This is a genomic window from Pedobacter sp. Leaf176, from assembly GCF_001424305.1.
GTDB lineage: Bacteria > Bacteroidota > Bacteroidia > Sphingobacteriales > Sphingobacteriaceae > Pedobacter.
This window is the reverse complement of record NZ_LMPD01000003.1, coordinates 81605-105748: the sequence shown is the minus strand read 5'-3', so window position 1 is coordinate 105748 and position 24144 is coordinate 81605. Positions and strand designations below refer to the sequence as shown.

Annotated in this window: 17 protein-coding genes; 7 read left to right on the top strand and 10 right to left on the bottom strand. The window is 40.7% G+C overall.

The window, feature by feature from the left end; all coding sequences use genetic code 11:
* Positions 1-55 precede the first annotated feature (55 nt).
* The 4 genes from ASF92_RS09260 to ASF92_RS09245 all read left to right on the top strand — a co-directional run bounded on the left by ASF92_RS09260 (position 56) and on the right by ASF92_RS09245 (position 5023).
* The gene (locus ASF92_RS09260; protein ID WP_056091395.1) at positions 56-1582 is read left to right on the top strand and encodes a glycoside hydrolase; all 1527 of its coding nucleotides are present in this window, start codon (positions 56-58) and stop codon (positions 1580-1582) included.
* A gap of 32 nt (positions 1583-1614) precedes the next feature.
* Positions 1615-3456, top strand: coding sequence for a beta-galactosidase family protein (locus ASF92_RS09255; RefSeq protein WP_056091392.1), 1842 nt, complete (start codon positions 1615-1617; stop codon positions 3454-3456).
* Between the two features lie 28 nt (positions 3457-3484).
* Entirely contained in the window at positions 3485-4501 is a 1017-nt protein-coding gene (locus ASF92_RS09250) for a cellulase family glycosylhydrolase (protein ID WP_197413264.1), read from the top strand.
* 183 nt (positions 4502-4684) lie between these two features.
* Positions 4685-5023: a hypothetical protein gene (locus ASF92_RS09245; protein ID WP_056091385.1), complete on the top strand. Its 339-nt coding sequence runs from the start codon at positions 4685-4687 to the stop codon at positions 5021-5023.
* Positions 5024-5035: 12 nt separating this feature from the next.
* Here ASF92_RS09245 and ASF92_RS09240 read toward each other — a convergent pair whose 3' ends face one another.
* Both ASF92_RS09240 and ASF92_RS09235 read right to left on the bottom strand, forming a co-directional pair.
* Entirely contained in the window at positions 5036-6625 is a 1590-nt protein-coding gene (locus tag ASF92_RS09240; RefSeq protein WP_056091383.1) for a glycosyltransferase family 39 protein, read from the bottom strand.
* A gap of 316 nt (positions 6626-6941) precedes the next feature.
* Positions 6942-8513, bottom strand: coding sequence for a glycosyltransferase family 39 protein (locus ASF92_RS09235; RefSeq protein WP_197413263.1), 1572 nt, complete (start codon positions 8511-8513; stop codon positions 6942-6944).
* 237 nt (positions 8514-8750) lie between these two features.
* On the opposite strand from ASF92_RS09235, the gene ASF92_RS09230 reads away from it, so the two are divergent.
* Complete coding sequence (locus tag ASF92_RS09230; RefSeq protein ID WP_056091376.1) at positions 8751-9647, top strand: SDR family oxidoreductase; 897 nt, start codon at positions 8751-8753, stop codon at positions 9645-9647.
* Between the two features lie 561 nt (positions 9648-10208).
* Here ASF92_RS09230 and ASF92_RS09225 read toward each other — a convergent pair.
* The 6 genes from ASF92_RS09225 to treZ all read right to left on the bottom strand — a co-directional run bounded on the left by ASF92_RS09225 (position 10209) and on the right by treZ (position 19634).
* Positions 10209-10418, bottom strand: coding sequence for a hypothetical protein (locus tag ASF92_RS09225; protein ID WP_056091372.1), 210 nt, complete (start codon positions 10416-10418; stop codon positions 10209-10211).
* Positions 10419-10544: 126 nt separating this feature from the next.
* On the bottom strand, positions 10545-11492 hold the full coding sequence (locus tag ASF92_RS09220; protein WP_056091369.1) for a manganese catalase family protein: 948 nt from the start codon (positions 11490-11492) through the stop codon (positions 10545-10547).
* Between the two features lie 221 nt (positions 11493-11713).
* Positions 11714-12814 (bottom strand): AI-2E family transporter, encoded by a 1101-nt coding sequence (locus tag ASF92_RS09215; RefSeq protein WP_056091366.1) that lies wholly within the window; start codon positions 12812-12814, stop codon positions 11714-11716.
* 43 nt (positions 12815-12857) lie between these two features.
* A complete protein-coding gene (locus tag ASF92_RS09210) occupies positions 12858-13388 on the bottom strand; it encodes a sigma-70 family RNA polymerase sigma factor (protein WP_056091360.1) in 531 nt (176 codons plus the stop codon).
* Positions 13389-13712: 324 nt separating this feature from the next.
* Complete coding sequence (treY, locus tag ASF92_RS09205; RefSeq protein WP_056091357.1) at positions 13713-17768, bottom strand: malto-oligosyltrehalose synthase; 4056 nt, start codon at positions 17766-17768, stop codon at positions 13713-13715.
* Positions 17769-19634 (bottom strand): malto-oligosyltrehalose trehalohydrolase, encoded by a 1866-nt coding sequence (gene treZ, locus ASF92_RS09200; protein ID WP_056091354.1) that lies wholly within the window; start codon positions 19632-19634, stop codon positions 17769-17771.
* Between the two features lie 589 nt (positions 19635-20223).
* Between treZ and ASF92_RS09190 the strand changes: the two genes are divergently transcribed.
* Positions 20224-21645, top strand: a complete 1422-nt coding sequence (locus ASF92_RS09190) for a glycoside hydrolase family 125 protein (protein WP_056091347.1) — start codon at positions 20224-20226, stop codon at positions 21643-21645.
* Between the two features lie 154 nt (positions 21646-21799).
* On the opposite strand, the gene ASF92_RS09185 is transcribed toward ASF92_RS09190, so the two are convergent.
* Positions 21800-22513 carry an SDR family oxidoreductase gene (locus ASF92_RS09185; RefSeq protein WP_056091344.1) on the bottom strand — a complete coding sequence of 238 codons (714 nt, stop codon included), beginning with the start codon at positions 22511-22513 and terminating at the stop codon, positions 21800-21802.
* A 69-nt stretch (positions 22514-22582) separates the two neighbouring features.
* Positions 22583-23152, bottom strand: a complete 570-nt coding sequence (locus ASF92_RS09180; protein WP_056091341.1) for a Crp/Fnr family transcriptional regulator — start codon at positions 23150-23152, stop codon at positions 22583-22585.
* Positions 23153-23789: 637 nt separating this feature from the next.
* Between ASF92_RS09180 and ASF92_RS09170 the strand changes: the two genes are divergently transcribed.
* Entirely contained in the window at positions 23790-24089 is a 300-nt protein-coding gene (locus ASF92_RS09170; RefSeq protein WP_056091334.1) for a GIY-YIG nuclease family protein, read from the top strand.
* The last annotated feature ends 55 nt before the right edge of the window (positions 24090-24144 follow it).

Below are 24144 nucleotides of genomic sequence, written 5' to 3'. Positions count from 1 at the left end.
ATGTTAACAAGCATACCAGCATTTCAGCTGGTATGCTTAATAATTACCGGAAAAAATGTACAGAATTTTTCAGCAAAAAGTTTTATCATTCTTTTTACTGCTTTTGATAGGCTGTACCGTTCCATTATTTGTATTGGCTCAGGACAAAAAAGTAGTTATTGCAAGGATAGATTATGCGCATCCAGCACAGATTATGGAGGGGTTTGGCGCATCTGATGCCTGGACCTGCCAATTTGCAGGCTTATGGCCGGATTCACAAAAAAATAAGATTGCCGATTTACTTTTTAGTACCAGCATTGATAAATTTGGAAATCCAACTGGAATAGGATTAAATTTCTGGCGTTTTTCCATCGGCGGTGGAAGTGGAGAACAGGCAGAAGCAAGTGGAATCCGTGATGAGTGGAGAAGACAGGCTTCTTTTTTAAAACTAAACGGGCAATATGATGAGAATGCCATGCCTGGGCAGATTTGGTTCATGAACGCCGCAAAAGCCAGAGGTGTCAAAAAATTTCTGGGATTCGTAAATAGCCCACATGTTAATTTTACACTCAACCATAAAGCGTTTTCAAGTGATGGCCAGTGTAATCTCGATTTCAGAAAATTAGATGGGTTTACAGCCGACCTTGTAAACAGTATAAAAATTATAAAAGCTAAAACAGGTATTGAATTAGACTACCTGAGTCCGGTTAACGAGCCGCAGTGGAAATGGAATGAAGGCAATCAGGAAGGATGCCCTTACGTGAATTTGCAAATCGTAGATGTGGTTAAACACTTAAGTAAATCCCTTACTCAGGCAAGCCTCAAAACAAAAATACAAATAGCGGATGCCGGTCAACTCAATTACCTTACCAATCATCCGGACAGTGCCAAAAGTAGACAAATCGATTATTTCTTTAATCCGGGTGCTTCGGGTTATCTGGGTTATTTAAATAACCTCGATAAAAGTATTTCTGGTCACAGTTACTTCACAACAAGCCCGGAGCAAAAGGCCGTGGACATCAGAAAGACCCTGAAAGTGGAAATTGCGAAACATGAAGGACTAAGGTTTTGGATGTCGGAATATTGTGTGCTGGGAGACGACTCCTTAAAAGGCGAGGGAAGGGATTTAGGCATGACTACTGCATTATTCATCGCCAAACTTATTCACCACGACCTTAATTATGCTAATGCCACCTCGTGGCAATGGTGGTTAGGCGTATCCATGGGAGATTATAAAGATGGCTTGGTTTATATCGATAAGAGTAAAACCAATGGACGCGTTTTCGATAGTAAACTTTTATGGGGATTTGGGAACTACAGCCGTTTCATTTCGGAGGGAAGTACCAGGGTACCTGTGATAACCCGCGACGTAAAAGATTTTTACATATCCAGCTTTCTTAAAAAGGATAAAATTACAACTGTGGCAGTCAATAATAGTGAACAAGACATGCAATTAGAACTCAGCGGAATGGATAAAAAACAAAAAGAGGTTACGCTTTACACAACATCTTCCCTTTACAATCTGCAAAAGTCAGTTTGTTCGGCGAGGTATATTATCCTTCCGGCAAAATCTATTACTACAATTATAGGCAAGTCCAAATAAAGGATCAGAGCATCTCTTTAAAACATTAAATTATGAAGATTCAAAAATTACTTTCTTTTAGCGCGTTAATTTTACTGACCCTGTCTTTTGGTTGCAGTAAGGAAAGTGGCCAACACACCTTTTCCCTTGCAGACAGCACATTTATGCTTGATGATAAGCCGTTTCAAATTATATCAGGTGAAATCCATTATCCCAGAGTACCCAGAGAAGCATGGAGAGATCGCATGAAAATGGCGAAGGCAATGGGGCTGAATACCATTGGTACTTATGTGTTCTGGAATTTGCATGAACCCGAAAAAGGCAAATTCGATTTTTCGGGCAATAATGACATTGCCGAATTTGTTAAGATAGCAAAGCAAGAAGGACTCTGGGTTATTCTTCGGCCTAGCCCATATGTTTGTGCCGAATGGGAATTCGGGGGATATCCTTACTGGTTGCAAAATGAGAAAGGACTGCAGGTTAGAAGCAGGGAAAAACAATATTTAGCGGAATATAAAAAATACATCCAGGAAATCGGAAAGCAGTTGGCTCCACTTCAAATTAACCATGGCGGCAATATCCTCATGGTTCAGGTCGAGAATGAATACGGTTCTTACGGTGCAGATAAGGTTTATCTGGAAATGAATCGTAAAATGTTTGTGGATGCCGGTTTTGATGGATTATTATATACCTGCGATCCTGAAAAAGATATTGTTAAAGGTCATTTGAAAGGATTGATGCCAGCGATTAACGGGCAAGACAATCCTGTTAAAGTGAAACAGGCCATTAAAGGTCTCAATGAAGGCAAAGGGCCATTCTTTATCGCAGAGTGGTATCCAGCCTGGTTCGACTGGTGGGGAACGGCTCATCATAAAGTGCCGGCGGCTCAATACACTGGTAAACTCGACACCGTGCTAGCAGCGGGTATATCCATAAATATGTATATGTTCCATGGGGGCAGCACCAGAGGGTTTATGAACGGCGCAAATTTTAGAGATACCATTCCTTTTGAACCACAGATAAGCAGCTATGATTACGATGCGCCGTTGGATGAAGCAGGAAACGCGACCGATAAGTTTATGAAGTTTAGGGAAGTTATCGCTAAACACCTCCCTAAAGGTGAAGCACTTCCGGCTGTGCCTGAAGCCAAACCCTCAACTGCATTGAAAGAGATTGTATTCGACAAGCAAATTGACGTTTTTGAATATCGAGGTAAAGGACGGTCGAATTCTGACCCTCTTACATTCGAGGATATGAACCAGGCTTATGGTTATATGATCTATAAGACGAATGTGAACGGAGGAAAAAAAGCAGAGCTTAAAATAGACGGGCTTCGTGATTATGGAATCGTATTTATTGACGGCGAACGAAAGGGTACATTGGACAGACGCCTTGGAGAAGAAAAGTTGTTGCTCGACATTCCTGCCGGTGTACATACACTCGAGATTTTTGTTGAAAATATGGGAAGAATCAATTTCGGACCTAACCTGCTCAAAAATAAAAAAGGGATCATCGGCGAGGTAAGCTTTGCAGGTCATGTGCTTAAATCATGGACCATGTATTCTCTTCCTTTCGATAGGGTGGAAACGTTAAAACTAAAGGGCTCAAAACTTTCAGGAAATGTGCCGACATTAAAGTCGGGTAGCTTTGATGTGGTTAATCCAACAGATACCTATCTTGATTTTCGCAAATGGGGAAAAGGAGTTGTATGGGTAAACGGACACAATCTTGGTAAGTATTGGAGCATAGGGCCACAGCAAACCATTTATTTGCCGGCAGAATGGCAGAAAAAAGGGCGAAATGAAGTGGTTGTATTAGAGTTAAATAAGCCAGAAAATAACATATTAACTAGCCTTAGCCAGCCAATTCTGGATGATTTGCAGGAAAAGAAATAGCATTCTTAATAGAATTAAAAAAATCATCATGAGGTCTAAAATAACATATTTCCTTGCTTTTGCTGCAATTTGCTTTGTCTACGGGTGCAGCAAGAGCCCACAGCCGGTGCCCGATCCACCAGTTCCGGAACAACAAAACCATCCACTGATAGCAGGTATAAACTGGGCCGATGCCCGCGATAATTTCATAGATGGATGGGTAATCCCTTCTGGCTTGGAAGCGGGAGATAGTTATGCAACCGTGGCACAGAAATCCGCTTTGATTTATGACGGAGTGATTAGTGCGTTGCCGGGCGTAAACGCTGTTCGTCTTCCTGTAAACCCGCAGTCGGTAACCGAACGTTGGTGGGATGCATACCAGGCAGCCATCGACCAGGCCTTAGCAAAAAAACTGAAGGTAATCATCTGCTGCTGGGAAGGTGTTAAAGCCAAAGATGGCATGATTGATAACATGGATGCTTTTTGGCAGATGTGGACGGTCATCGTTAATAAGTATGGACAGCAAAGCGATGTTTACTTTGAAGTAATCAATGAGCCATACGGCTACAACATTAACCAGCTCACAACAATTTATGAACAGTTTTTAAGCAAGTTTCCAAATCTCACGAGAAACCGAATTATGCTTTCCGGTACCGGTTATTCTGAAGATGTAAATGGCATTGGAGCAGATAGTCGATTCAAAGACTGCCTGCTGGCTTTACATAATTATGCCTTCTGGAATACCAGGACACAAAGCGATTGGGAAAATAACTGGCGTTTTAGGTTTGGCGCATACAGCTCCAGAACAATAGTTACAGAATTCGGTGCTGGAATGACGACAGGAAAAAATTATACTGGAACAGTGGGTAATGATAATGAAACGGCGTACATAGTTGGCTCCACAAACGTTTTCAGGGCGAATAATCTATCCAATGTTTATTGGCCTGGGATCAGAGATGGGGATAGCTACAGTCTTTTAATTAAAAGTGGCTCAAATAGTGACATAAAGTTGGCGGCTTCCAATGCGTCAGGTGTAATCCGGATTCGTTATGGATGGGGATATTGATCTTATGAACCTATTAGGAAAAAATTGATGGTGAGCCAATTATGGTGATGATTTCGAACAATTGTTCAACCCCTTTGTAATGTGATTTTTTATTTTGGTTTTAATTCTGGAAAAATATTTTTAAGAAAGTACTTTGAATTACAAAGTATATTTTAATATATTTGTGACTTATAAATATGAGTTATGACAAAATCAGAAAATTTAGTTAAAAGGACATTATTTACTCCTTTACTAACAAAAAGAATGTTACTTGGTGGTGCTATTGCTTTGGCAATGGTTGGCTTTTTCGTAATTACAGCAGGGCATGGTGATCCGTCCTGGGGTACTTATTGGAGAGTGAAACCCTTGTTACTTACGCCTTTTTTAGGGGCAATTGTAGGATTGTTTTTCGATCTAAGTCAACCTCTGAGGGATATTAAGGGCTGGCTTGGAAAAGTATTTTTAATTTTGAGTCTTATCGGTTTTTTTATCGGTCTTTGGATGAGCATGATACTTGGCCTGGCTGGAACAATGTGGAATTAATTTCAGCCTAGTTTATAATTCAGGTTTGCAGTAAAGCTCGATGGATTGCCTTGACTGTGGGTAAAACGCAGCTCTGTCCTGATTGTATTTATTTTGCATTTCCATATTAGCTCCAATTAGCAGATAAATATGAATTCCGTTCAAATGCGAGTTTTCTAACCGTATAACTTCCACCAATTCCACTTTCCTTGCCAGACCTTTCGCTTTTAATGGATCGTCTTTTGAAAGGTAAATGATGTTTTTGCCGATGAGGCAAGGTGGAGAACTAAGCGAAAAACTATTGTGGACAGATATGACCTGTGGCATAGCTTGGCCACCATAAAACTTCAATCCACCGGCTATTGCGTAGTTGTCTGTCAAAATAAGCAAATCATTGCTTACATATGGAGCAGCGACTTGTTTTACCTTTTTAGCTAATAATTCCCAGCCGGTCATATCAGCAAAAAACTGCGGCAATGTTCCCCGGGTACCGTCTTCCCATAGGAGTGGTCTTGTAAATCCGGTTAGCCTGACCATTTTTGCAATGTAAATCTTCGAAACATCTATGGGCATTAAAGGAATAACCAGGGGCAAACTGAATAGGCCAAAAGCGTAAAGCGCGATAAAGAAAAAGACATTAGTGGCTTTATGAAGCTGCTCTAGCATCACTGCCCAGCAGCAGCCCCCGGCAGCAAAAAATAAGGGGAAAATACCGAGCCCATAGTAGAGTTTGCCTTTTAATAACAGCAGAAAAATAATAACAATCAGGAAGCTAATAGGCCAAACGAGTTGAAAAGCTGTCTTTTCAGGAGGAAAGAATAGAAATAATAGCCCTGCCGTCCATACCGCAACACTTGCGCCATGGAAGAAAAAAAGCTGGAAAAGATAATCTCCTAAATCAACATGCAAGGCCCCTTTCGCAACAATTGCAGAATAATGAAAGATTGGGAAACCATGAAGCCATTGCCAGATGATGTTGGGCAGGAGTATGGTAACTGAAAGCAGTAGCGGACCCATCCATTTTTTGAGATCTGAAAATTTGTGATTAGGCTTTAAAAACAGATAGACTATCGCCAGTGTACAAAGGTAAATCAATATCGTATATTTGTTCAGCATGCCAAATGCGAAGGCGGCGGAACCTAAATAAAGGTATTTTATTTGGCTGTTTTTTTGGTAAGCCAGGATAGCGTAGGTTAATAAAGTCCAGAAAAACTGGTCGAAAACTGCAGGTTGCAAAAGGTAGGAGGTCGCCAGAACGGAAGGCGAGCATATAATCGCAGAGCAGGCAATGGCTATTGCCAGTTTCTGTCCGCCGAACAAGCGGGTAATTTGACCGGTAAGCATAACCGTAAATGCTGAAAAAAGGCAGGGAAATATCCTCCAGCTTGCCGTGTAGTAACCAAAGAAAGACGATAACTTACCCATCCAGGTGGTAAAGGGGGAAATATCTAAATAGCCCCATGATGGATTTTTGCTCAGTTCAATGTAGTACAGTTCGTCCGCATGAAGTCCATAGCCTTTCAGGGTCAGGAAATGAATGCAGAATTTGAAAGTGCCGAATGCAAAAATAAGAAGAGCGGGTAAGTGTTGCTTAACAGCAGTACCAGTAATTTTCTCGGGCATTACTTAAGCTTTGTAATGTGGATTAAGACGATGAAGAACCCCAAGCCTGATTAACACATCTATATCGTGCATAAATGACCACCTATTGCATTTACTTTTCAGGATTTTCAATAAAAGCAAAATAAGCTGATTAACCATTGGCTTGATTTGGGTTTGTAAAATAAAGATATACTTTGTAATGTCCCGGTGGTGGATTCAAATTTTTATGTTTTTCATCGCAGTGAAAAAAGTACTGACGACTTAATTGGTTTAAATGCTTCAAAAAAATAATGCCCTGCAAGATACCGGTTTGTTCTTAAAATCTATGTAAGTTAAGCTAAAACCAGCCATTAAGGCTGATATTTGTCTTCAGGTCGAAACTGGCAAACCTTCTTTGCGACCATTTACTTGCATACCATTTTAAAGTTGTATGCTTTACATGACTGGAAAGGTAGATTCCTCTTTTATATATTCTTGAGTATGGATTTTCAATCACACCAAACTTAATATATTTTTTGTCGGGTATTGTTGGCATATTTTCCGATGAAAAAAAAAGAATATGTTTGACTCTTAGATTTTCAGGGGCCCACATTGCAAAGCTGCTGCTGAGTGAAACAACCGGAGGCAAGGGGTACCGCTTTGCAAAATAAGTAAATGCCGCGGCAGCACCATAACCTTCCGCGAAGATGATTGTGGCATTCCTTTCCTTTGGCGGCATAGAAATATACATTTTAGATGTTTTTATTGCCATTTCCTGCCATCCCACCATATCTGCAAAATTCTGGTTTATGATGTGAATTTTTTGGTCTTCCCATCTCAAAGGGAAATCAAGTTTTAAGTTGCTTTGAACCCACTGAAACACTTTGGAAGATTTTTCGACAGCCAGATATGGAAGTACAACCGGGGCAAGTAAAAGGTTTGGAATTAACAGGACTACGAGAATAGCCCATCGGGGCGCATTTTGATAATGCTCAATTGTTCTTTCGACGAAAATAGCTCCTAGTGCAAATAATGCAGGGTAGGCGCCAAAAGCATAGTAGGGTTTACCCTTTAAAATGATCAAAATGATGTTTACCAGCAAAAACGCAAGGGGAATAAAACGGTATGGACGCAGTTCTTTATATTGCCAAATTGCAAATAAGCCGGCAAGCCAAAGGAATACGCCTGTTCCGTTTGAAAGCAATTGCTGAATGATAAAATCAAGACGGCTGAGGTGAATCAATTGTGTTTCTTTTAGCTCGTCCAGGTGCATAAGGGCCGGAAATCCATTTTGAAATTGCCAGAAAAGGTGCGGTAGCACAATTAAAAAGGCCGTTGAAAAAGTATTTAAAATCGCACTGCGATTGAATATCTTCCTATTTTCCCTGTTAAGCATTAAAGAGGCAAAAACGGCGCCTATGTAAATCAGTATTGTATATTTCGTCAATATTCCAGCCCCTATGGCGATGCCAAGAAGAACCGGCAGGATAGGCTTAGGATTTTGAATCACGCAGATGATGAGGTAACAGCACAAAGACCAGCAAAACACATCAAAAATCTGAGGAACCAAAAGTCCGCCGCTTGCCAGAAAAGCAGGTGAAAAGGCGACGGTTGAGCAGGCAGCAAAAACTGCAAGATGTTTGCCGCCTAGTCTGGCCGTAATTAGCCCGGTTAAATAAACGGTGAAGGAAGCAAACAATGCAGGAATTATACGCAATCCTAGCATCGAATCTCCAAAGATCAGGGTGCTGAAACGGCTAATCAACGCAATCATAGGAGGTGTTTCGCGGTAACCCCATGACAAGTGTTCGCCTAGCGTAATGTAAAGAAGTTCATCCTGATGAAAGCCGTAAGCACCCATCGCGCCTAAATGAAGTAAGAATTGACTTACCACGATCAAAATGATTAATAAGCGCAGTTTCTGATGCATGTTAAAATGTATACTGGCACAGTAGGAGTTTCTTCGGCTTAAAAAAAATTGAAAGTTACGGATCATTTTATTCATTCATCTATGACAATTAGCTTAACATTGAAAATCGTTTTTAGTTGTAAAAGCTTGCAAAATCGCCGTGAATGTATGACGTACTATGCTTCAATATCTTTTTTTTCAAACCTTTTTTATTCGAACCGGGTTTTTTAAAAGTAAATAACAACCTGATCAGAAACTATGAAAAACGAAGAAGAATTACCAGAAGACCCGTCAAAGAAATATCCAGAACCTCCATTTCCAAAGCAGGACCAAGAAGCACCAGGGGTGGAGGGCATGCTGCAGCCAAGCGCAGATCATGGTGAAGAAACTTATAAGGGAAGTGGAAAACTCACAGGAAAGAAAGCAATTATTACCGGCGGCGACTCGGGAATCGGCCGCGCGGTAGCCATCGCTTTCGCGAGAGAAGGCGCAGATGTGCTCTTAGCTTATTTAGATGACACCGAGGATGAAGATGCAAAAACCACTGCCGATTTAGTAGAGGCGGCCGGGCGGAAGGCAATATTGATGAAAGGCGACATCCAGGATGAAAAGCATTGCATTGCAATTATAGATCGCGCAATAACTGAATTAGGCGGTCTTGATATCCTCGTTAACAATGCGGCTTTCCAAATGGGAAGAAAATCGATTGCCGAAGTCGATTCGGAAGAATGGGATCGAACATTTAGGACCAACATAACGGCAATGTTTTACCTTTGCAAGGCGGCCGAGCCGCATCTTAAACCGGGAAGCAGCATCATCAACACCACATCTGTTAACGCTTATTCCCCAAGCGAGCAGCTTCTAGCCTATGCAGCGACCAAAGGAGCTATTCAGAATTTTACAGCAAACCTAAGCCAGATTCTGCTGATGAATGGGAAAGGCATCCGGGTAAATGCAGTAGCGCCGGGACCAATCTGGACACCGCTCATACCTTCTACATTGACAGATCATGAGGAATTTGGCAAGGATACACCGATGGGCCGCGCCGGACAACCTGTTGAGGTTGCGCCAGCCTACGTATTTCTTGCATCTGATGAAGCAAGCTACATTGCTGGTGCAACGATACCGGTAACCGGAGGCAGAATTACAATTTAAATATAACCTTCAAGCCTGGTCCTTATACTTTAGGACCGGGCATAGTTGCTTAACGCATTGGTAAAATCAGAGAGAATTTATCTATCAAACGGTCACAATCGTCGCTCTTTGCTTGAGTAATAATTATTCAAATAATAGCAAGTAGTATCGAACTTCAGATTTAAGATGCTCCTGACGCGTTTCTGGATAGCTATTATTACTATTTCTGTTATATTTTTCAAGTCGCTCTTATCGAACAAACACCTACCCGCTCAGATTTAGGATTTGGTCTATCCTAAAACAAAACGACACCCGCTTCAAAAAAGTTGGACATTGCTTATTCACACCCTTTTCCAGTAAAAGCGTGGCATATAGCGCATTCCATATCCAGATTGGTAAAAGGACTCGAAAGTTTAACTACATCAGGCATTTGTTTTGCCGATGAACTTGGACGCTATATTTTGGTAGTCTGTTGTTTCCAAATTCTACACTAAGGTTATTTACCAACGGAAACCGGGGGAGTATCTAGCTAAAAAGGCTACCGGAAATGAATATGGGAAGTTTGATGAGATTAAACGTGGTTTAATTTTTAGGATTTTCAGCTGCTGTTTTTTTGCTATTTTCAGTAGTCGTGTCCGTACCCGAAGTACTTATTTTACTAGGTTGATTTACGGTTGTCGTATCTATCGTATCCGTGTTAACCTCCGATTCCCTATGTTTCTCAGGATCGTTTCCACATCCCGAAATCTGGATTAAAACCAGGCAGCAGATTGTTATGATGAACTTTTTCATGGTGTTGTTATTTTAGTTTAAAAAAGATTCGATTGGATATATAATGAATTAGGTTCGTATTTTGTTGACCTTAAATGGGACAGAAATAAACCGGATACCTTCAATATCCGGTTTACTCATGATTTATTATTTTACCTCAGATTCTTCGTAATCACTCCATTGAGCCGTACCTTCTGGCTCGGAAGCTTTAACCTCTGAGCTTTTCTCCTCACTCATTTTTTTGTTCAATTTATCTGTGTCAGCCATTTCTTTTTTCTTGTCGTATTCAAGTTTAGTCAGGCCTTCTGATTCTTTCACGAACGATACCGGGTCGGCAATAAATTCCCAATCTTTTCCCATGTCTGGCATTTCGCCTTCATTCCATGGGCCAGTGAAAGATTTCTCAGGAGAAAGGTTAAAATATTGTTGTGTAAACCTTGGGTCTGCCTGTAACACGCCCGGAGGAAAATTAGGTTGAATCGTGTCCAATGCAGCTTCAAACATTTTATAGTGCGCAACTTCGCGTGTCATTAGGAACGATAGTGTTTCCTTAACATAAGGGTCGTCAGTAAATTTCATCAGGTGTTCATAAACCAGTTTTGCCCTGGATTCAGACGCAAGATTACTTCTTAAATCAACGGTTAAGTCACCGTTAGAGTGAATATAAGAAGCACACCACGGAATACCCTGACTATTCGCTAATCTTGGTCCGCCGGCACTAAGTGTAACGAAATGCGGATTGTTGGTTAATGCAGCATGGATTATATTTTCTTTAGCGGCCTTACCGTCAAGCACCTGCATAATTTCAGATGAATCAGCAGCGGCTTTTAATTCTCCGTTTACGCCTTTCAGCAACATTTGTATGGTTGCGCCAACGATTTCCAGGTGACTGAATTCTTCTGTGGCGATATCCATAAGCATATCGTATTTATCGGGATGCGGTTGTTTCGCGCCAAATGCCTGGGTAAAATATTGCATGGCTGCGGCAAGTTCACCGTTTTCACCGCCAAATTGTTCTAGTAAAATGTTTGCAAATGCAGGATCCGGTTTAGAAACGCGGGCGTTAAACTGCAGGTCTTTTGAATGATGGAACATAAGCTGATTGTTTTGTTAATGAGAAGATGCTGAATGCAACTTTATATAACTACATCAGAAAAGCCATAAGGATTTGATTAATTGAAAATCGGGTATTCCTCCCTTCATGGCGTATTTATACTTAACCAAGGATTGATAACATCATTAGGTTGGGAAGAATGATCTTAAATGTACCGGAGACCATGATCTGTTGAGGTAATAAATTGGGATTTGATACTGCATCAGCTTTTCTCTTTGGCTACAATAGTCCTTTTTCTGCGCAGGCGCTTCAGCTGGCCCATATGTTCTGTAGGCACAGTATCGCCTAAGAGTTTACCCCAGGGCTTCAAGCCATCTATTCGATCGAATATGATCTTGAGTACCGCTATAAAAGGGATTGAAAGAAACATCCCGGGAACACCGCAAAGTGCTGCACCCAGCAACACAATTACAATTGAAATTAGCGCATTGATCTGCACTTTAGACGAAACGATTCTGGGAACAAGTATGTTGTTATCTACAAATTGTATAAAGGCATAGGCCGCAACGATAAGCAACTGTGTGGTGTAACCATCAGTTGTTAGGGTCGCCATTAATACAGGAAGTGCAATGGCGATGATGCCACCGATGTATGGTAATAAATTAAGTATTGCACCGATAACCCCAATCAGTATTGCATTTTGGACACCCAATATTAAAAGTGCAGCGGAATTCAGGATGGCAACGATAGAGGTCTCTATCAGTAAACCGATGATGTAGCTTTGAATCGCAGCTTTTGTTTCCGACAGTATTTCACCTACTTTAAGCTTATTTTCTTCTGAAAATACTTCGTATATAAAATTCAGAATCAACGTTTTATATAACATCATCAGAAAAGTATACACCGGGATAAGGAAAACAACGCTTAAAATACCCAGTACGCCATTCAGGGTTTGTCCTATAACTGCTTTGCTGTTATTCGCGGCCTCATTAAGCATTTCAACTTGTTTTTTATCGGTGATTCCAAATTGTTTTTCCAGCCATTGCTGAAGCGTGTGCAGGAGTTCGCTAAGCTTCTGTCGCATGGCATCGATATTATCGAAAAAGTGTGCAATCTGGGAGGATAGAAAATACATTACGCCGAACAATACCAAAATGGCAATAAGCATTGAAAGCATAATGCTGATTACTTTTGGTAAACGGCGTTCAAAACGGTTGGAAAGTGGGTTCAGCAGGGTGGCAATTAAGGCAGCAAATGCAAGCGGGATAAAAACATCCCTCAAAACACTCATTATAAATACGGTTATCACCAATCCTAAAAGGATTATGGGTGCCTTAATGTAGAATGGAAAGCTTTTAACCATTGAGATTTAACCTGGCTGAATTATTTTTTGCTTAATTACAGAATTAAGCCTGACCTTTTTTATAATCGTATTTGGCATAAGTAACCAAATAGTTTTTCAGCAAGCCTCTTGCTACGTGGATACGGGTTTTTACGGTGCCAATCGGGATATTTAAATCTTCGGCAATTTCATGGTATTTATAGCCTTCGAAGAATCGTACAAAAGGTACAGCATAAACTTCAGGAAGGCTGTCGATTGCTGCTTTGATGTCTTTCATGATAAAATTGCCTTCAGCATCGTTCCGGGTGGCGCTGTTAGAGAGGTTTGCCGAACTTATTTCATCATCCTGAACTATTAGGGCGTTAGTTTTAACACGTCTTCTATAATCGTTAATGAACGTATTTTTCATTATCGTAAAAAGCCAACCCTTAAGATTACTTCCCATTTCAAATTGCTGATAATAACGAATGGCTTTAACAAGCGTATCCTGTACAAGGTCGTTTGCATCTTCAGCATCTCGGGTGAAATTTAAAGCGTATGATTTCAGGAAAGGAGCCAGAACAGAGGCCTGCGTAGAAAATTCATTTTGTGTCATGATGGGGGTTTTAGATGGTTAACCTTTTATAACAAATTTGATACCATAAGTACCCGGATATTCCCATGTGGTTTAATTACACTGAAGTTTTGCTTTATAGCTATGTTATATTATCCAGAAGATGAAACAGGTAACTCTTATTTCATCTATTTATAATGGGCATTTAAAAATCAATCAATTTGAATAGACATTAAATGAAACAGGTGTAGGCACTTGTATACGCTGTCGATATTTTATACTCATTAATCTACATACGATAATGCATATCGGGCATATCCCAAGTCAAAAAAATAAAATCATGCAAGCCTGCAGCATCTATAGCAATTAAGCCCGACCATATAATTCGGTCTGAAAATTTAACCAGTCACTCACCTTTTTATCAGGTAAATCTGAGTTCATTTTCCAGCTCCAGTTATCATTACTCGTTCCGGGGACATTCATCCTGGCATTTTCATCCATATTTAAAATATCCTGAATGGGTATAATGGCTATTTTCGCAATCGACGCGTAACACAAGCCGATAATTACGCGATTGATATTGTTTTCAGTAACTTCAATTCCTGTATAATCCGAAATCCGTTGGCGTAACGCGCTATCTGCTTCCTCTTTAAACCAGCCTTTAATGGTATTATTGTCATGTGTTCCTGAATATACAATACAATTCGGAGCTTCAAAATTATGAGGAATATGCGCTGAGCTTGCCATATCTTTCCCAAAAGCGAACTGAAGTACTTTCATGCCCGGCAGTTTGGTTTGTTTTATCAGGTCTTCTACGTCCTGGTCAATTTCACCCAAATCTTCTGCAATAAAGGGCAGGTCACCTAAATCCGCCTTAATGGTTTCAAAGAAATGAATGCCCGGACCTTTTTCCCAGGTTCCGTTAATTGCATTTTCATTTCCTGCCGGAACCTGCCAGTAGGAGGCAAATGCCCTGAAATGATCCACCCGGAGCAAATCAAACAATTCCATGTTTTTTTTAAGGCGGTTCAACCACCAGGAATAGTTGTCGGCCTTCATCAGTTCCCAGTTGAATACAGGCATACCCCAGAGTTGCCCTTCTGCATTAAAATAATCAGGAGGGACACCGGCCACCTGTATTTTGTTCCTTTTTTCATCCAGCATAAAGTTTTCTGGAGCGGACCATACTTCTACCGAATCATAATCCAGGTAAAAAGGCAGATCGCCGATAATCTGAATGCCTTTCGAATTTGCGTAGTTTTTAAGGCTATGCCATTGACGAAAAAATATAAACTGCTGCCATTTAATTTCATCTACCTCTTTTTTGTGTTTTTTCTCGAAACTTGTTAGGGTTCCGGCGGTGCGGTACTTAAATTTTTCTGGCCAGTTGTACCATTCCAGGTTATCAAGATGATGCTTTAAGGCCGTGTAAATGGCGAAATTATCAAGCCAACCGGCTTCAGTTATGCAAAATGAAGTGAATGCTTTTTGAAGATTATCGTTCTTTCGAGCCGTAAAATTCTGGTAGGCTTTTCCAAGTAATTCCTTTTTTATTTCTTCTGCCTTTTCAAACAGGATGTGATCAGCAGATGGCAGTTGAGCTGCTTTCAATTCACCTTTGGATATTAAACCATCTTCGAACAAGCTTTCCGGACTGATTAGCAGTGTATTGCCAGCCATGGCCGAATTGCTCGAGTAGGGGGAATGCCCGTTTGCTGCTTTAGTGGGGTTAAGAGGTAAAATCTGCCAGTACTTTTGCCTTGACGCCTGAAGAAAATCAACAAAACGGTGCGCCTTTTTACCCATATCTCCGATTCCAAAATCACTTGGTAATGAACTGATGTGCATCAGGATGCCGGCGGAACGTTTATTTTTTTTTTGAGTTAATTTTAAAATGGTTACCGGCAGCTCTTTGAAAAGATCGGAAACTGCTATGCCCTCTGAACCTATATTTTTATGACCATCCGTGTTTGTCAATAAGTCTTTCCACTCAATGGGGGCGTCTTTCGGTAAAATAAATCTGGTATCTGCCCAGTCTATCTTATCGAAAGGAAGATTCTGGATTTCAGAAAGTTTAGCAAGCCCAAGTGGGCTAACCACAATTATCCACGTTTCGTTTAACTGCCTTGCAAAGGCAAAAATGTGCTCCGAAAATTTACCTTTTACTTCCAGAGGCAGGTAGGTACCCGATTCAAAGAGTTCCCTATCGGCTTTTCTTATTTTAAATAATTTTTGAGTAAGCCAAAGCTTAATGTTGCCGGAGGTTCTTTCTTTCCAGATATCATTTAGGGATGTGTTTTTTTCGATGGACTCCAAACGTTCAGACCTGGACTGATAATCCACAGGCCGCCTGTTATCCGGGTCGACCAGGCTTAAATCCCAAAGCTCAGTTCCCTGGTAGACATCAGGAATGCCCGGACAAGTAAATTTTAAAGTTTGCTGTGCCAAGCTGTTTATGATGGTAAAATCTGTTACCTGGTCCAGGAAATTTTTAATCAGCTTGCTGCTTTCCTGCTTTTCATCCAGCAGAAGATGTGTGAATTTTTTTAATTTATTTTCATAAGCTTCATCCGGTTCTGCCCAATCCGAACGCTTTTTAGCTTCGCGTAGTGCCTTCTCAATAAATTGTTCAAGGCGGGTATCGATATCATCTTTATTTTCACCGGAAAAAGGCAGTGCTCCAGTAACTGTTTGAATGATAAGGTAAATGTCGTTTCTATGAAGCGACTCAAATTCGGGCTGTGTTTTCTGAATTTCAGCTATAGAACCAAAAAGTTCGTTAACAAAATCGGTCCATTTTTCCGGAATGTCGGAGAGCACATTTAACCTTGCCCTTACATCTTCGCCTTTTTTAGTATCGTGTGTGGAGCTTCCGTTTATGCTAAGGGGCCATTGTTCCCGACGCGCGGTCATTTTATGATGAAACTCATTTACACTGGAACCGAAAGCATGTGGTGCGTCGCCAACTTCGGCGTGCCCTACAAAACGGTTGTAAGTAAACATTAGGGTGTCTTCCACACCTTTTGCCATTAATGGTCCCGTGAACTGCATGCATCGCTGATAAAATCTGCTTAGCTTTTTATTGTAATCCGGATTGGCTGTTAAAGGATTTTCGATGAATACCTTATAAAGTAAGTCGCCTGCATTTTTTGTTTCCTTTTGCTTCATTACGGGCGAAAGCAAATCTTTAACCAGCTCAGCATCTTCAGTATTCAATGGGAAATTATAGCTGTAATAACGGTAAACCGGCATGCTGATTAAAAACTCGCCTATTGCAGTTTTCAAATCTTCCGGATTGATGGCATTCGCATCTATCAAATCAGAATTTAAGAACAGCTGGCAAAGGTTATTTAATTCTCCCTGCATGTGGTTTTGCAGAATGGCTTTTTTCTTTTGATAGATTAGATCTTCGGGGTCCAGTTTTTTGCCGATAACGTTTTCATAAAGTTTGCTGAACGGTTTTTCGGCCTTTCGATTGGTAAACAGGTTGTTCACCATGGACATGAAATCGTAACCTGTATTGCCCTGAACCGGCCAGCTTATTGGCATGTCTTCACCCTCCTCAAGTATTTTCTCGACGACAATGTAAATGTCTTCACCAACGGTTTTTCTTAGTTGGCAAAAATAAGCTTCAGGATCATAGAGTCCGTCCACGTGATCGATTCTTAAACCCTGGAATACCCCTTTTTTAATCAGTTCGAGAATGTATTTATGGTAGCCGTCAAAAACGGATTCATGTTGAATATTAAGGCAGATTAAACTATTTACCGTAAAAAACCTGCGGTAATTGATTTTGCTGTTGGTTTCCTGCCAATTGCATAGACGATAATATTGTGCATCGGCTATTTTTTTTATAAACGCAGGGTCATCATTTCTTTTCTTCAGGTTTTCATTTAATAATTCCTGCGCCGTATTTTCATTCACCGGCCAGTTCGAATCACCCGTTTGGATGAAAAACTCATTTTTTATTTTTTTTAACTGAACCGCCTTGTTTTCAATAGCAGCTTCCAGGTCTTCGCCCAAAAACGGTACCATTAATCGTCCGTCGGCCTGGTTAAAGTCGATGTCAAAATAGGCCGCAAATTCTGATGCCTTACCTTTCTTCATTACATCCATCAACCAGTTGTTGGCCGGATGAAAAGCCATGTGGTTTGGTACAATGTCCTGGAGCCAGCTGATGCCGGCACTTTTTAACTTTTTAGAAATTGCCAGAAGTTCTTTTTCTGTGCCAATCTCCGGGTTTATCCGGTTTGGGTTTACAACATCATAGCCATGGGTACTTCCGGGCATAGCTTCAAAAATAGGAGAGGCGTAAACGGTGTCCACGCCCAAATCAATAAGGTAGGGAATTATTTTATCGAACGACTGAAAGTTAAAATCTTTATGGAACTGAATGCGGTATGTTGAGGCAGGTTTATTCATTTATTTCGAAAAAATTAAAAGGGATTCTGGTGAAATATTAATATGTCCATCTGTTGAGATGGCGATGTGGTTTTGTTCAATAAATTCCGGTGCTGCTGAGTCGAGCAGCAATTGCCAGTCGCCGGTATAATCGTCAACAGCTATACTTTGCTGTTCGTTAGAAAAGTTTAGAACAGCTAGAATCTGCTGGCCCCGGGCATGGCGTTTAAGAATTAGGCTGTTTTTTTCGGGAAGGGCTTTTGCCTGGCTGCCAGTTCTATCTAACGTATTTAGCGCAGGGTTTTGTTTTCTTAACTCAATAAGTTTTCTATAATAGTCGAGCATAAGCATATGCTTACCATCCACTGTTTTCGTCCAGTCTAATTTCGACCGGTTAAAGGTTGCTTCCGACTGAGGGTCTGGTGTTTCGTCTTCGTTATGAAATGCGGCAAATTCGGCTTTCCGGCCTTTCCTTACCGCCTCAATCAATGCTTCATCACTATGGCTGATGAAAAATTGAAAAGGGTTGCTTTCGGCCCATTCTTCACCCATAAAAAGCATTGGTAAAAATGGGGTACAAAAAACGGCTCCAGCCATTACTTTCAGCATTTCAAAGCTAACTAATTCGCTACTTCGTTCGCCCAGCATCCGGTTGCCAACCTGGTCATGATTCTGCGAAAACACCACAAATTGTTCGCCGGGATTGTTTGTAGCCGGAACACCGAATTTCCGCTGGCGGTGTGCCGAATACTGCCCGTCGTACACGTAACCATCGTTAAAAGACTTTGCCAGGTGTTCTATGCCATTAAAATCAGAATAATAGCCTTTTTGCTCTTGCCCGGCAGAAACGCGGAGCGCATGGTGGAATTCATCAATCCATTGCGCATCCATTCCATAACCACCTTGCGAAACCGGGTTGATATAGCGGTTGTCGTTCAAATCGAGTTCGGCAATTAATTTATAGGACTTTCCGGTAAACTCAGAAAGTCTATCGGTATAGGCTTTTATTTCTGCCAGGATGTGTTTAGGGCTTAAATCTTTAATGGCATGCACGGCGTCCAATCTGAGCGCATCGATATGGAAATCGCGAAACCACATTAAGGCGTTTTCGATAAAGAAGGTTCTTACAGCATCGCAACCGGCATCATCAAAATTGATGGCGCTACCCCATGGGGTCTGGTATTTATTGGTGAAATAGGGGCCAAATTCTGAAATGTAATTCCCTTCGGGTCCGAAATGGTTGTACACCACATCTAAAATCACCGCAAGCCCTTTTTCATGGCAGGCGTTTACCAGGTTTTGCAATTCATGCGGCCCGCCATAACTGTTCTGAACAGCAAATGGGTATACACCGTCATAGCCCCAGTTTCTGCTGCCTGGGAACTGGGCAACCGGCATGATTTCAATCGCTGTAATGCCTAAACCAACGAGGTAGTCGAGTTTAGCATGTATGGAGTGGAAATCACCACCCGGTGTAAATGTACCGGCGTGGAGTTCGTAGATGATATAATCTTTCAACTCCGGGCCTGTCCAATATTGGTCGGTCCATTCATAATTTCGAAGGTCGAAGGCATTGGAGCGACCAGATACGCCATTGTTTTGCAATAAAGAGGCAGGGTCGGGAAGGACTTGTGTTACTGTAGATGAAGAATGACCATCCTTTTTTTCTGCTGCGATTAATTCGAAAGCATACTCATCAAGCGGCTTGATTTGATCGGTTTGTAAATACCAGTAACCTAAATCCCGCCCGAACATTTCCAATGGTTCCTGAAGTTTTTCAACATGAACTAAAACACTATCGACATCGGGGGCCCAAAGCCTTATCTCCGCCAGTCCGTCACTATTAAAATTTAAACCAATTTTTCTTTGCGTTACATCTATCTGCATCTGTTCCTGTTATTATCAATTTATATTTTGTCACGTTGATCTAAAGAAGCACCTATAATTTCATTATATATCTTCGACAAGCTCAAGGATGACATTCTATCATTATTATCACCAATTCATATTTCCATCCAGCAAGCCACAGCAGGATATCCCCGTTCCGCTTAAACCCGGCTTAACAGATATCCGGATTGCAACGTTCAGGCCGAACAAGTTGTTTAAAAAGGGGAATTTCGGCCGCCGAGGCAAGACTGTGGTGTATGGCAAAACAAATCAGTTATCAAAATTCAAATCGATTAAACAACAATGAAAATTGGCCAAAGTTTGCACTGAAACGAGTAATAAATACCTAAATTAAATGTATAAATGCGTTTCAGTCTTGGTTAAATCAAGTAAAAAAAGTAGAAGAATTTGAATTGAAAAAACGATTTAGTATTCCTTTAAAAGCCTTTTATCATTTGGAATCGAAAATTTTTAATATATATTTGTTTTCGTTCTAACCGAATAATACTGAATCAACCATTGAGTGTGTTGATGATGGTTTTATCGTTTTAATTCTTAACCGAAAAAATAATTAACATAAATAATAATTATGAAAAGGAGAACTTTCATACAAAATACGAGCCTTCTGGGCGCTGGTGTTGTCGCTTCAAAATTTTCTTTCGCAGCAGGTTTACCCGAATTTCCGGTAGTAAGGGTTGCTGAAGGTAAAAGACATTTTAAAAGTAAAGCGGTAGATGCGGCGATTAAAACTTTTCAGGCAAACGTTAAAAATCCTGAATTGAATTGGCTTTTTGAAAATTGTTTCCCTAATACATTGGACACCACCGTTTACCATTCAGATAAGAATGGCCGTCCGGATACTTATGTAATCACCGGAGACATCGATGCCATGTGGCTAAGGGATAGTTCGGCACAAGTATGGCCTTATCTGCAATTTGTGAATGAAGATTTGCCCTTAAAAAAACTGATTGCCGGCGTAATTATCCACCAAACGCAATGCGTTTTAAAAGATCCTTATGCAAATGCTTTTTATGGCGATGCAAATAAGGTGGGTGAATGGAAAACAGATAAAACGGCCATGCAGCCCGGTGTACATGAGCGTAAATGGGAAATAGATTCCCTGTGTTACCCGATTCGCCTGGCTTACCATTACTGGAAAAAAACAGGTGATAAAATGCCATTTGATGCCGATTGGAAAAAAGGAATTGAGGCGACTTTGAAAACTTTTAAAGATCAGCAGCGTAAAACGTCAAAAGGTGCTTATCATTTTCAAAGGGAAACCACCCAACCAACGGATAGTTTGCCAATGGCGGGTTACGGATTTCCCGTAAATCCGGTTGGTTTAATATGTTCGGCCTTTCGCCCAAGTGATGATGCAACAATATTTCCCTTCCTGATTCCATCTAATTTCTTCGCCGTTACCAGTTTAAAGCAAGCTGCAGAAATGGTTAAGGCGTTGCAGCCGGATGCCGCTTTACAAAGTAATTTATTAAACCTTGCTGATGAAGTCAATGCAGCCATTCAAAAACACGGCGTCGTAAATCATCCTAAATATGGAAAAATTTATGCTTTTGAAGTGGATGGCTTTGGAAGTGCCTATTTAATGGACGACTCCAATGTACCGAGTTTATTGTCCCTGCCTTACTTAGGCGCGTTAAAATTAAGTGATCCAATATACCAAAATACGAGGAAATTTGCACTCTCGCTAGACAACCCATACTTCTTTAAAGGCACCGCTGGAGAAGGTATCGGAGGACCACATGTTGGTCAGGATATGATTTGGCCAATGAGTTTAACGATGCGGGCCCTTACCTCAACAGATGAAAAAGAAATAAAAATGTGTATAGAAACACTGCAAAAAACACATGCAGGCAAAGGTTTTATGCATGAATCCTTTAATAAAAATGACCCGTCGAAGTTTACGAGGGCCTGGTTCGCCTGGTCGAATACTTTATTTGGCGAATTGCTTTGGCGTACTTACCATGAAAAACCTGCTTTATTAAAAGCTTAATCATAAGGCCCGTTCTGTTAACCGGAACGGGCCTTTTTTTGCCATGGTTCTTAAAAAATAAGTCGTCATTTCGACCTTGTGGAGAAATCTTTGAAATGGATACTAGACAAAGATCTCTCCATTCCGCTGCGCTCCAGTAGAGAGGACGGTGTGATTACCACGGCGACTCCCCGCCTTCGCTAAAGAATTTTCCTGTCGGTCCGTCGTCATCTAAAATTGCATATTTTACAATCAATTCACCGGCTTCTTCAACCGGTTTCGGACCTTGGTTGTTGTTGAAATCTGTTTTTGTGTAACCGGGATTTACACTGTTAATTTTGAAGTTGGTGTCTTTAAACTCGTAAGCCAGCATAACGGTAAAAGCGTTTAAAGCCGTTTTGGATGAGCAGTAGGCCAGTAACTTCACGTCATAGTGTTCCCATTCCGGGTTGCTGTGGTTGCCCAGCGAACCCAAGTCACTCGAAACATTCACTATCCTTGGGGCGTCTGATTTTTTGAATGCCGGAATAAAAGCTTGTGTGGTTCGAATCAAACCAAAGAAATTCGTATCGAATACATTTCTTAGATTTTCCTGCGAAGTCTCCGATGCTTTTTGAGGGTAGTCGCCAGGAATGCCCGCATTGTTAATCAGGATATCAAGAGATTCAATCTGGTTCGCCGCATTTTTTATCGAAGCCTCGCTAGTCACGTCAAGGTCGATGGCTTCCACATCGTTATAGCCGAGGTTGTTTAATTCTGTAATTGCTTCAGTGGCTTTCTCCTTATCCCTGCAAGCCAGGTAAACGAAATAATCTTTCGCCAATAATTGTTTGGCGGTTTCGAAACCGATGCCTTTATTACCACCCGTTATTAATACTTTCTTTTTCATTTTATATTTTTTATACAACAAAGTTGAAGTATAAAAGGCGAAAAAGATTTGCCATTTGGCAAAAACAAATTACGAAATGTTTTTTCTGATCCGGCTTAGGGAGGATTGTGTAATGCCTAAATAGGAGGCCAGCATGGAAAGCGGAACCCGATTGGCCACAGTCGGGAAGAGCTCCAGGAATTTTAAATACCTCGTTGTTGCATCCTGGTTCAGCATGGTATTGCTGTCCTGAACCTTTTTCATCAGCGCATCCGTAAGTATTCTGGTAAAAATATCGCTCCAGTTAGCAATTGCAATAGATAATTCGGAAAACGAATTTTTGCTAAAAACCAATAAGGTACAATCCGTTACAGCTTCTACATATTCTGATGATGGGCTATCATTAAAAAAACTAACTGAATCCACAACGAACCGGTTTTCCCGAACAAAACACCTCGTGTATTCTTCCCCGTCTTTTCCATAATAACAAACCCGGATTACACCTTCTGTAAGAAAACCAAGCTGCTTTGCAATTTTATTGGCTTCAGAGAAATATCTACCTTTTTTCAGGTGAATGACTTCAGCTTTGGATTGGACCAAATCGATTTGCTGCCGGGTGATGGATCCAAATCTTAAAATGTAATTAATCATTTCTTCCATGGGCTAAATATAAGTGACAATGTGGTGTAATTATTTGCCATTTGGCAAAAGATTTTATTCACTACCTTAGGCACCTAAGTAAAACTAAGAAAATATTTTACCTGAACATGTGCTCATACCATGTTCAAAATAAGTCGTCATCTCGATATAGTCGTCATTTCGACCTTGCGGAGAACCCGGAGGCTCTGCGAAGCAAAATCTTTTAACTAATAACACCTGAGTAGAATCGTTTTTAAAAGATCTCTCCACTCCGCTGCGCTCCAGTCGAGATGACGGTAAATATAGTCGTCATTTCGACCTTGTGGAGAAATCTTTTAAATGGCTTCTATTATAAAGATATCTCCATTCCGCTGCGCTCCAGTCGAGAGAACGACGAGCGAGGACGGCAAGCTGTGGAATTTTGACATCGTTCCAATGCCTTAGTTCGTAATATTCTTCACTCCAGCCGTCATTTCGAGCGTAGCCGAGAAATCTTTTAACTAATAACACCTGATTAGAATCGTTTTTAAAAGATCTCTCCATTCCGCTGCGCTCCAGTCGAGATGACGACTAACACTAAACCGCCACCATATTTTTTTTGAACGGTATAAAATTATCTTATCAGTTTAGGAAGTAATTTGTAATTTGAGATAAAAATATGGAAAAAGGCGGTTGCATATATATTATGACTAATTTCCAAAAAACTACCCTTTATATTGGCGTTACTGCTGATTTACAAATAAGAATTAAGCAGCATCAGGAAAAAATTAATCCTAAATCATTTTCCGCAAAATATAACTTGTCAATTTGTATATATTATGAAGTTTACTCTAGCATTGAAGAAGCTATAGCCCGTGAGAAACAGTTGAAAAAATGGAATAGGACTAAAAAAGAAATGTTGATTAATACAGAAAATCCTGAATGGAAGGATTTAAGTCCTGGCATACTAACCTGGTAATTTCCAACCGTTCCCTATGCACTCAATTCAGTCTAGAGGACTATAACTATAAGTC

Coding starts and splice junctions, on each gene's coding strand:
- ASF92_RS09255 (WP_056091392.1), top strand. CDS start 1,615: ATGAAGATTCAAAAATTACTTTCTTTTAGCGCGTTAATTTTACTGACC.
- ASF92_RS09185 (WP_056091344.1), bottom strand. CDS start 22,513: ATGAAAAAGAAAGTATTAATAACGGGTGGTAATAAAGGCATCGGTTTC.
- ASF92_RS09240 (WP_056091383.1), bottom strand. CDS start 6,625: ATGCCCGAGAAAATTACTGGTACTGCTGTTAAGCAACACTTACCCGCT.
- ASF92_RS09170 (WP_056091334.1), top strand. CDS start 23,790: ATGGAAAAAGGCGGTTGCATATATATTATGACTAATTTCCAAAAAACT.
- ASF92_RS09230 (WP_056091376.1), top strand. CDS start 8,751: ATGAAAAACGAAGAAGAATTACCAGAAGACCCGTCAAAGAAATATCCA.
- ASF92_RS09210 (WP_056091360.1), bottom strand. CDS start 13,388: ATGACACAAAATGAATTTTCTACGCAGGCCTCTGTTCTGGCTCCTTTC.
- ASF92_RS09220 (WP_056091369.1), bottom strand. CDS start 11,492: ATGTTCCATCATTCAAAAGACCTGCAGTTTAACGCCCGCGTTTCTAAA.
- ASF92_RS09260 (WP_056091395.1), top strand. CDS start 56: ATGTACAGAATTTTTCAGCAAAAAGTTTTATCATTCTTTTTACTGCTT.
- ASF92_RS09225 (WP_056091372.1), bottom strand. CDS start 10,418: ATGAAAAAGTTCATCATAACAATCTGCTGCCTGGTTTTAATCCAGATT.
- ASF92_RS09180 (WP_056091341.1), bottom strand. CDS start 23,152: ATGGAAGAAATGATTAATTACATTTTAAGATTTGGATCCATCACCCGG.
- ASF92_RS09215 (WP_056091366.1), bottom strand. CDS start 12,814: ATGGTTAAAAGCTTTCCATTCTACATTAAGGCACCCATAATCCTTTTA.
- treY (WP_056091357.1), bottom strand. CDS start 17,768: ATGAATAAACCTGCCTCAACATACCGCATTCAGTTCCATAAAGATTTT.
- ASF92_RS09245 (WP_056091385.1), top strand. CDS start 4,685: ATGACAAAATCAGAAAATTTAGTTAAAAGGACATTATTTACTCCTTTA.
- ASF92_RS09190 (WP_056091347.1), top strand. CDS start 20,224: ATGAAAAGGAGAACTTTCATACAAAATACGAGCCTTCTGGGCGCTGGT.
- ASF92_RS09250 (WP_197413264.1), top strand. CDS start 3,485: ATGAGGTCTAAAATAACATATTTCCTTGCTTTTGCTGCAATTTGCTTT.
- ASF92_RS09235 (WP_197413263.1), bottom strand. CDS start 8,513: ATGCATCAGAAACTGCGCTTATTAATCATTTTGATCGTGGTAAGTCAA.
- treZ (WP_056091354.1), bottom strand. CDS start 19,634: ATGCAGATAGATGTAACGCAAAGAAAAATTGGTTTAAATTTTAATAGT.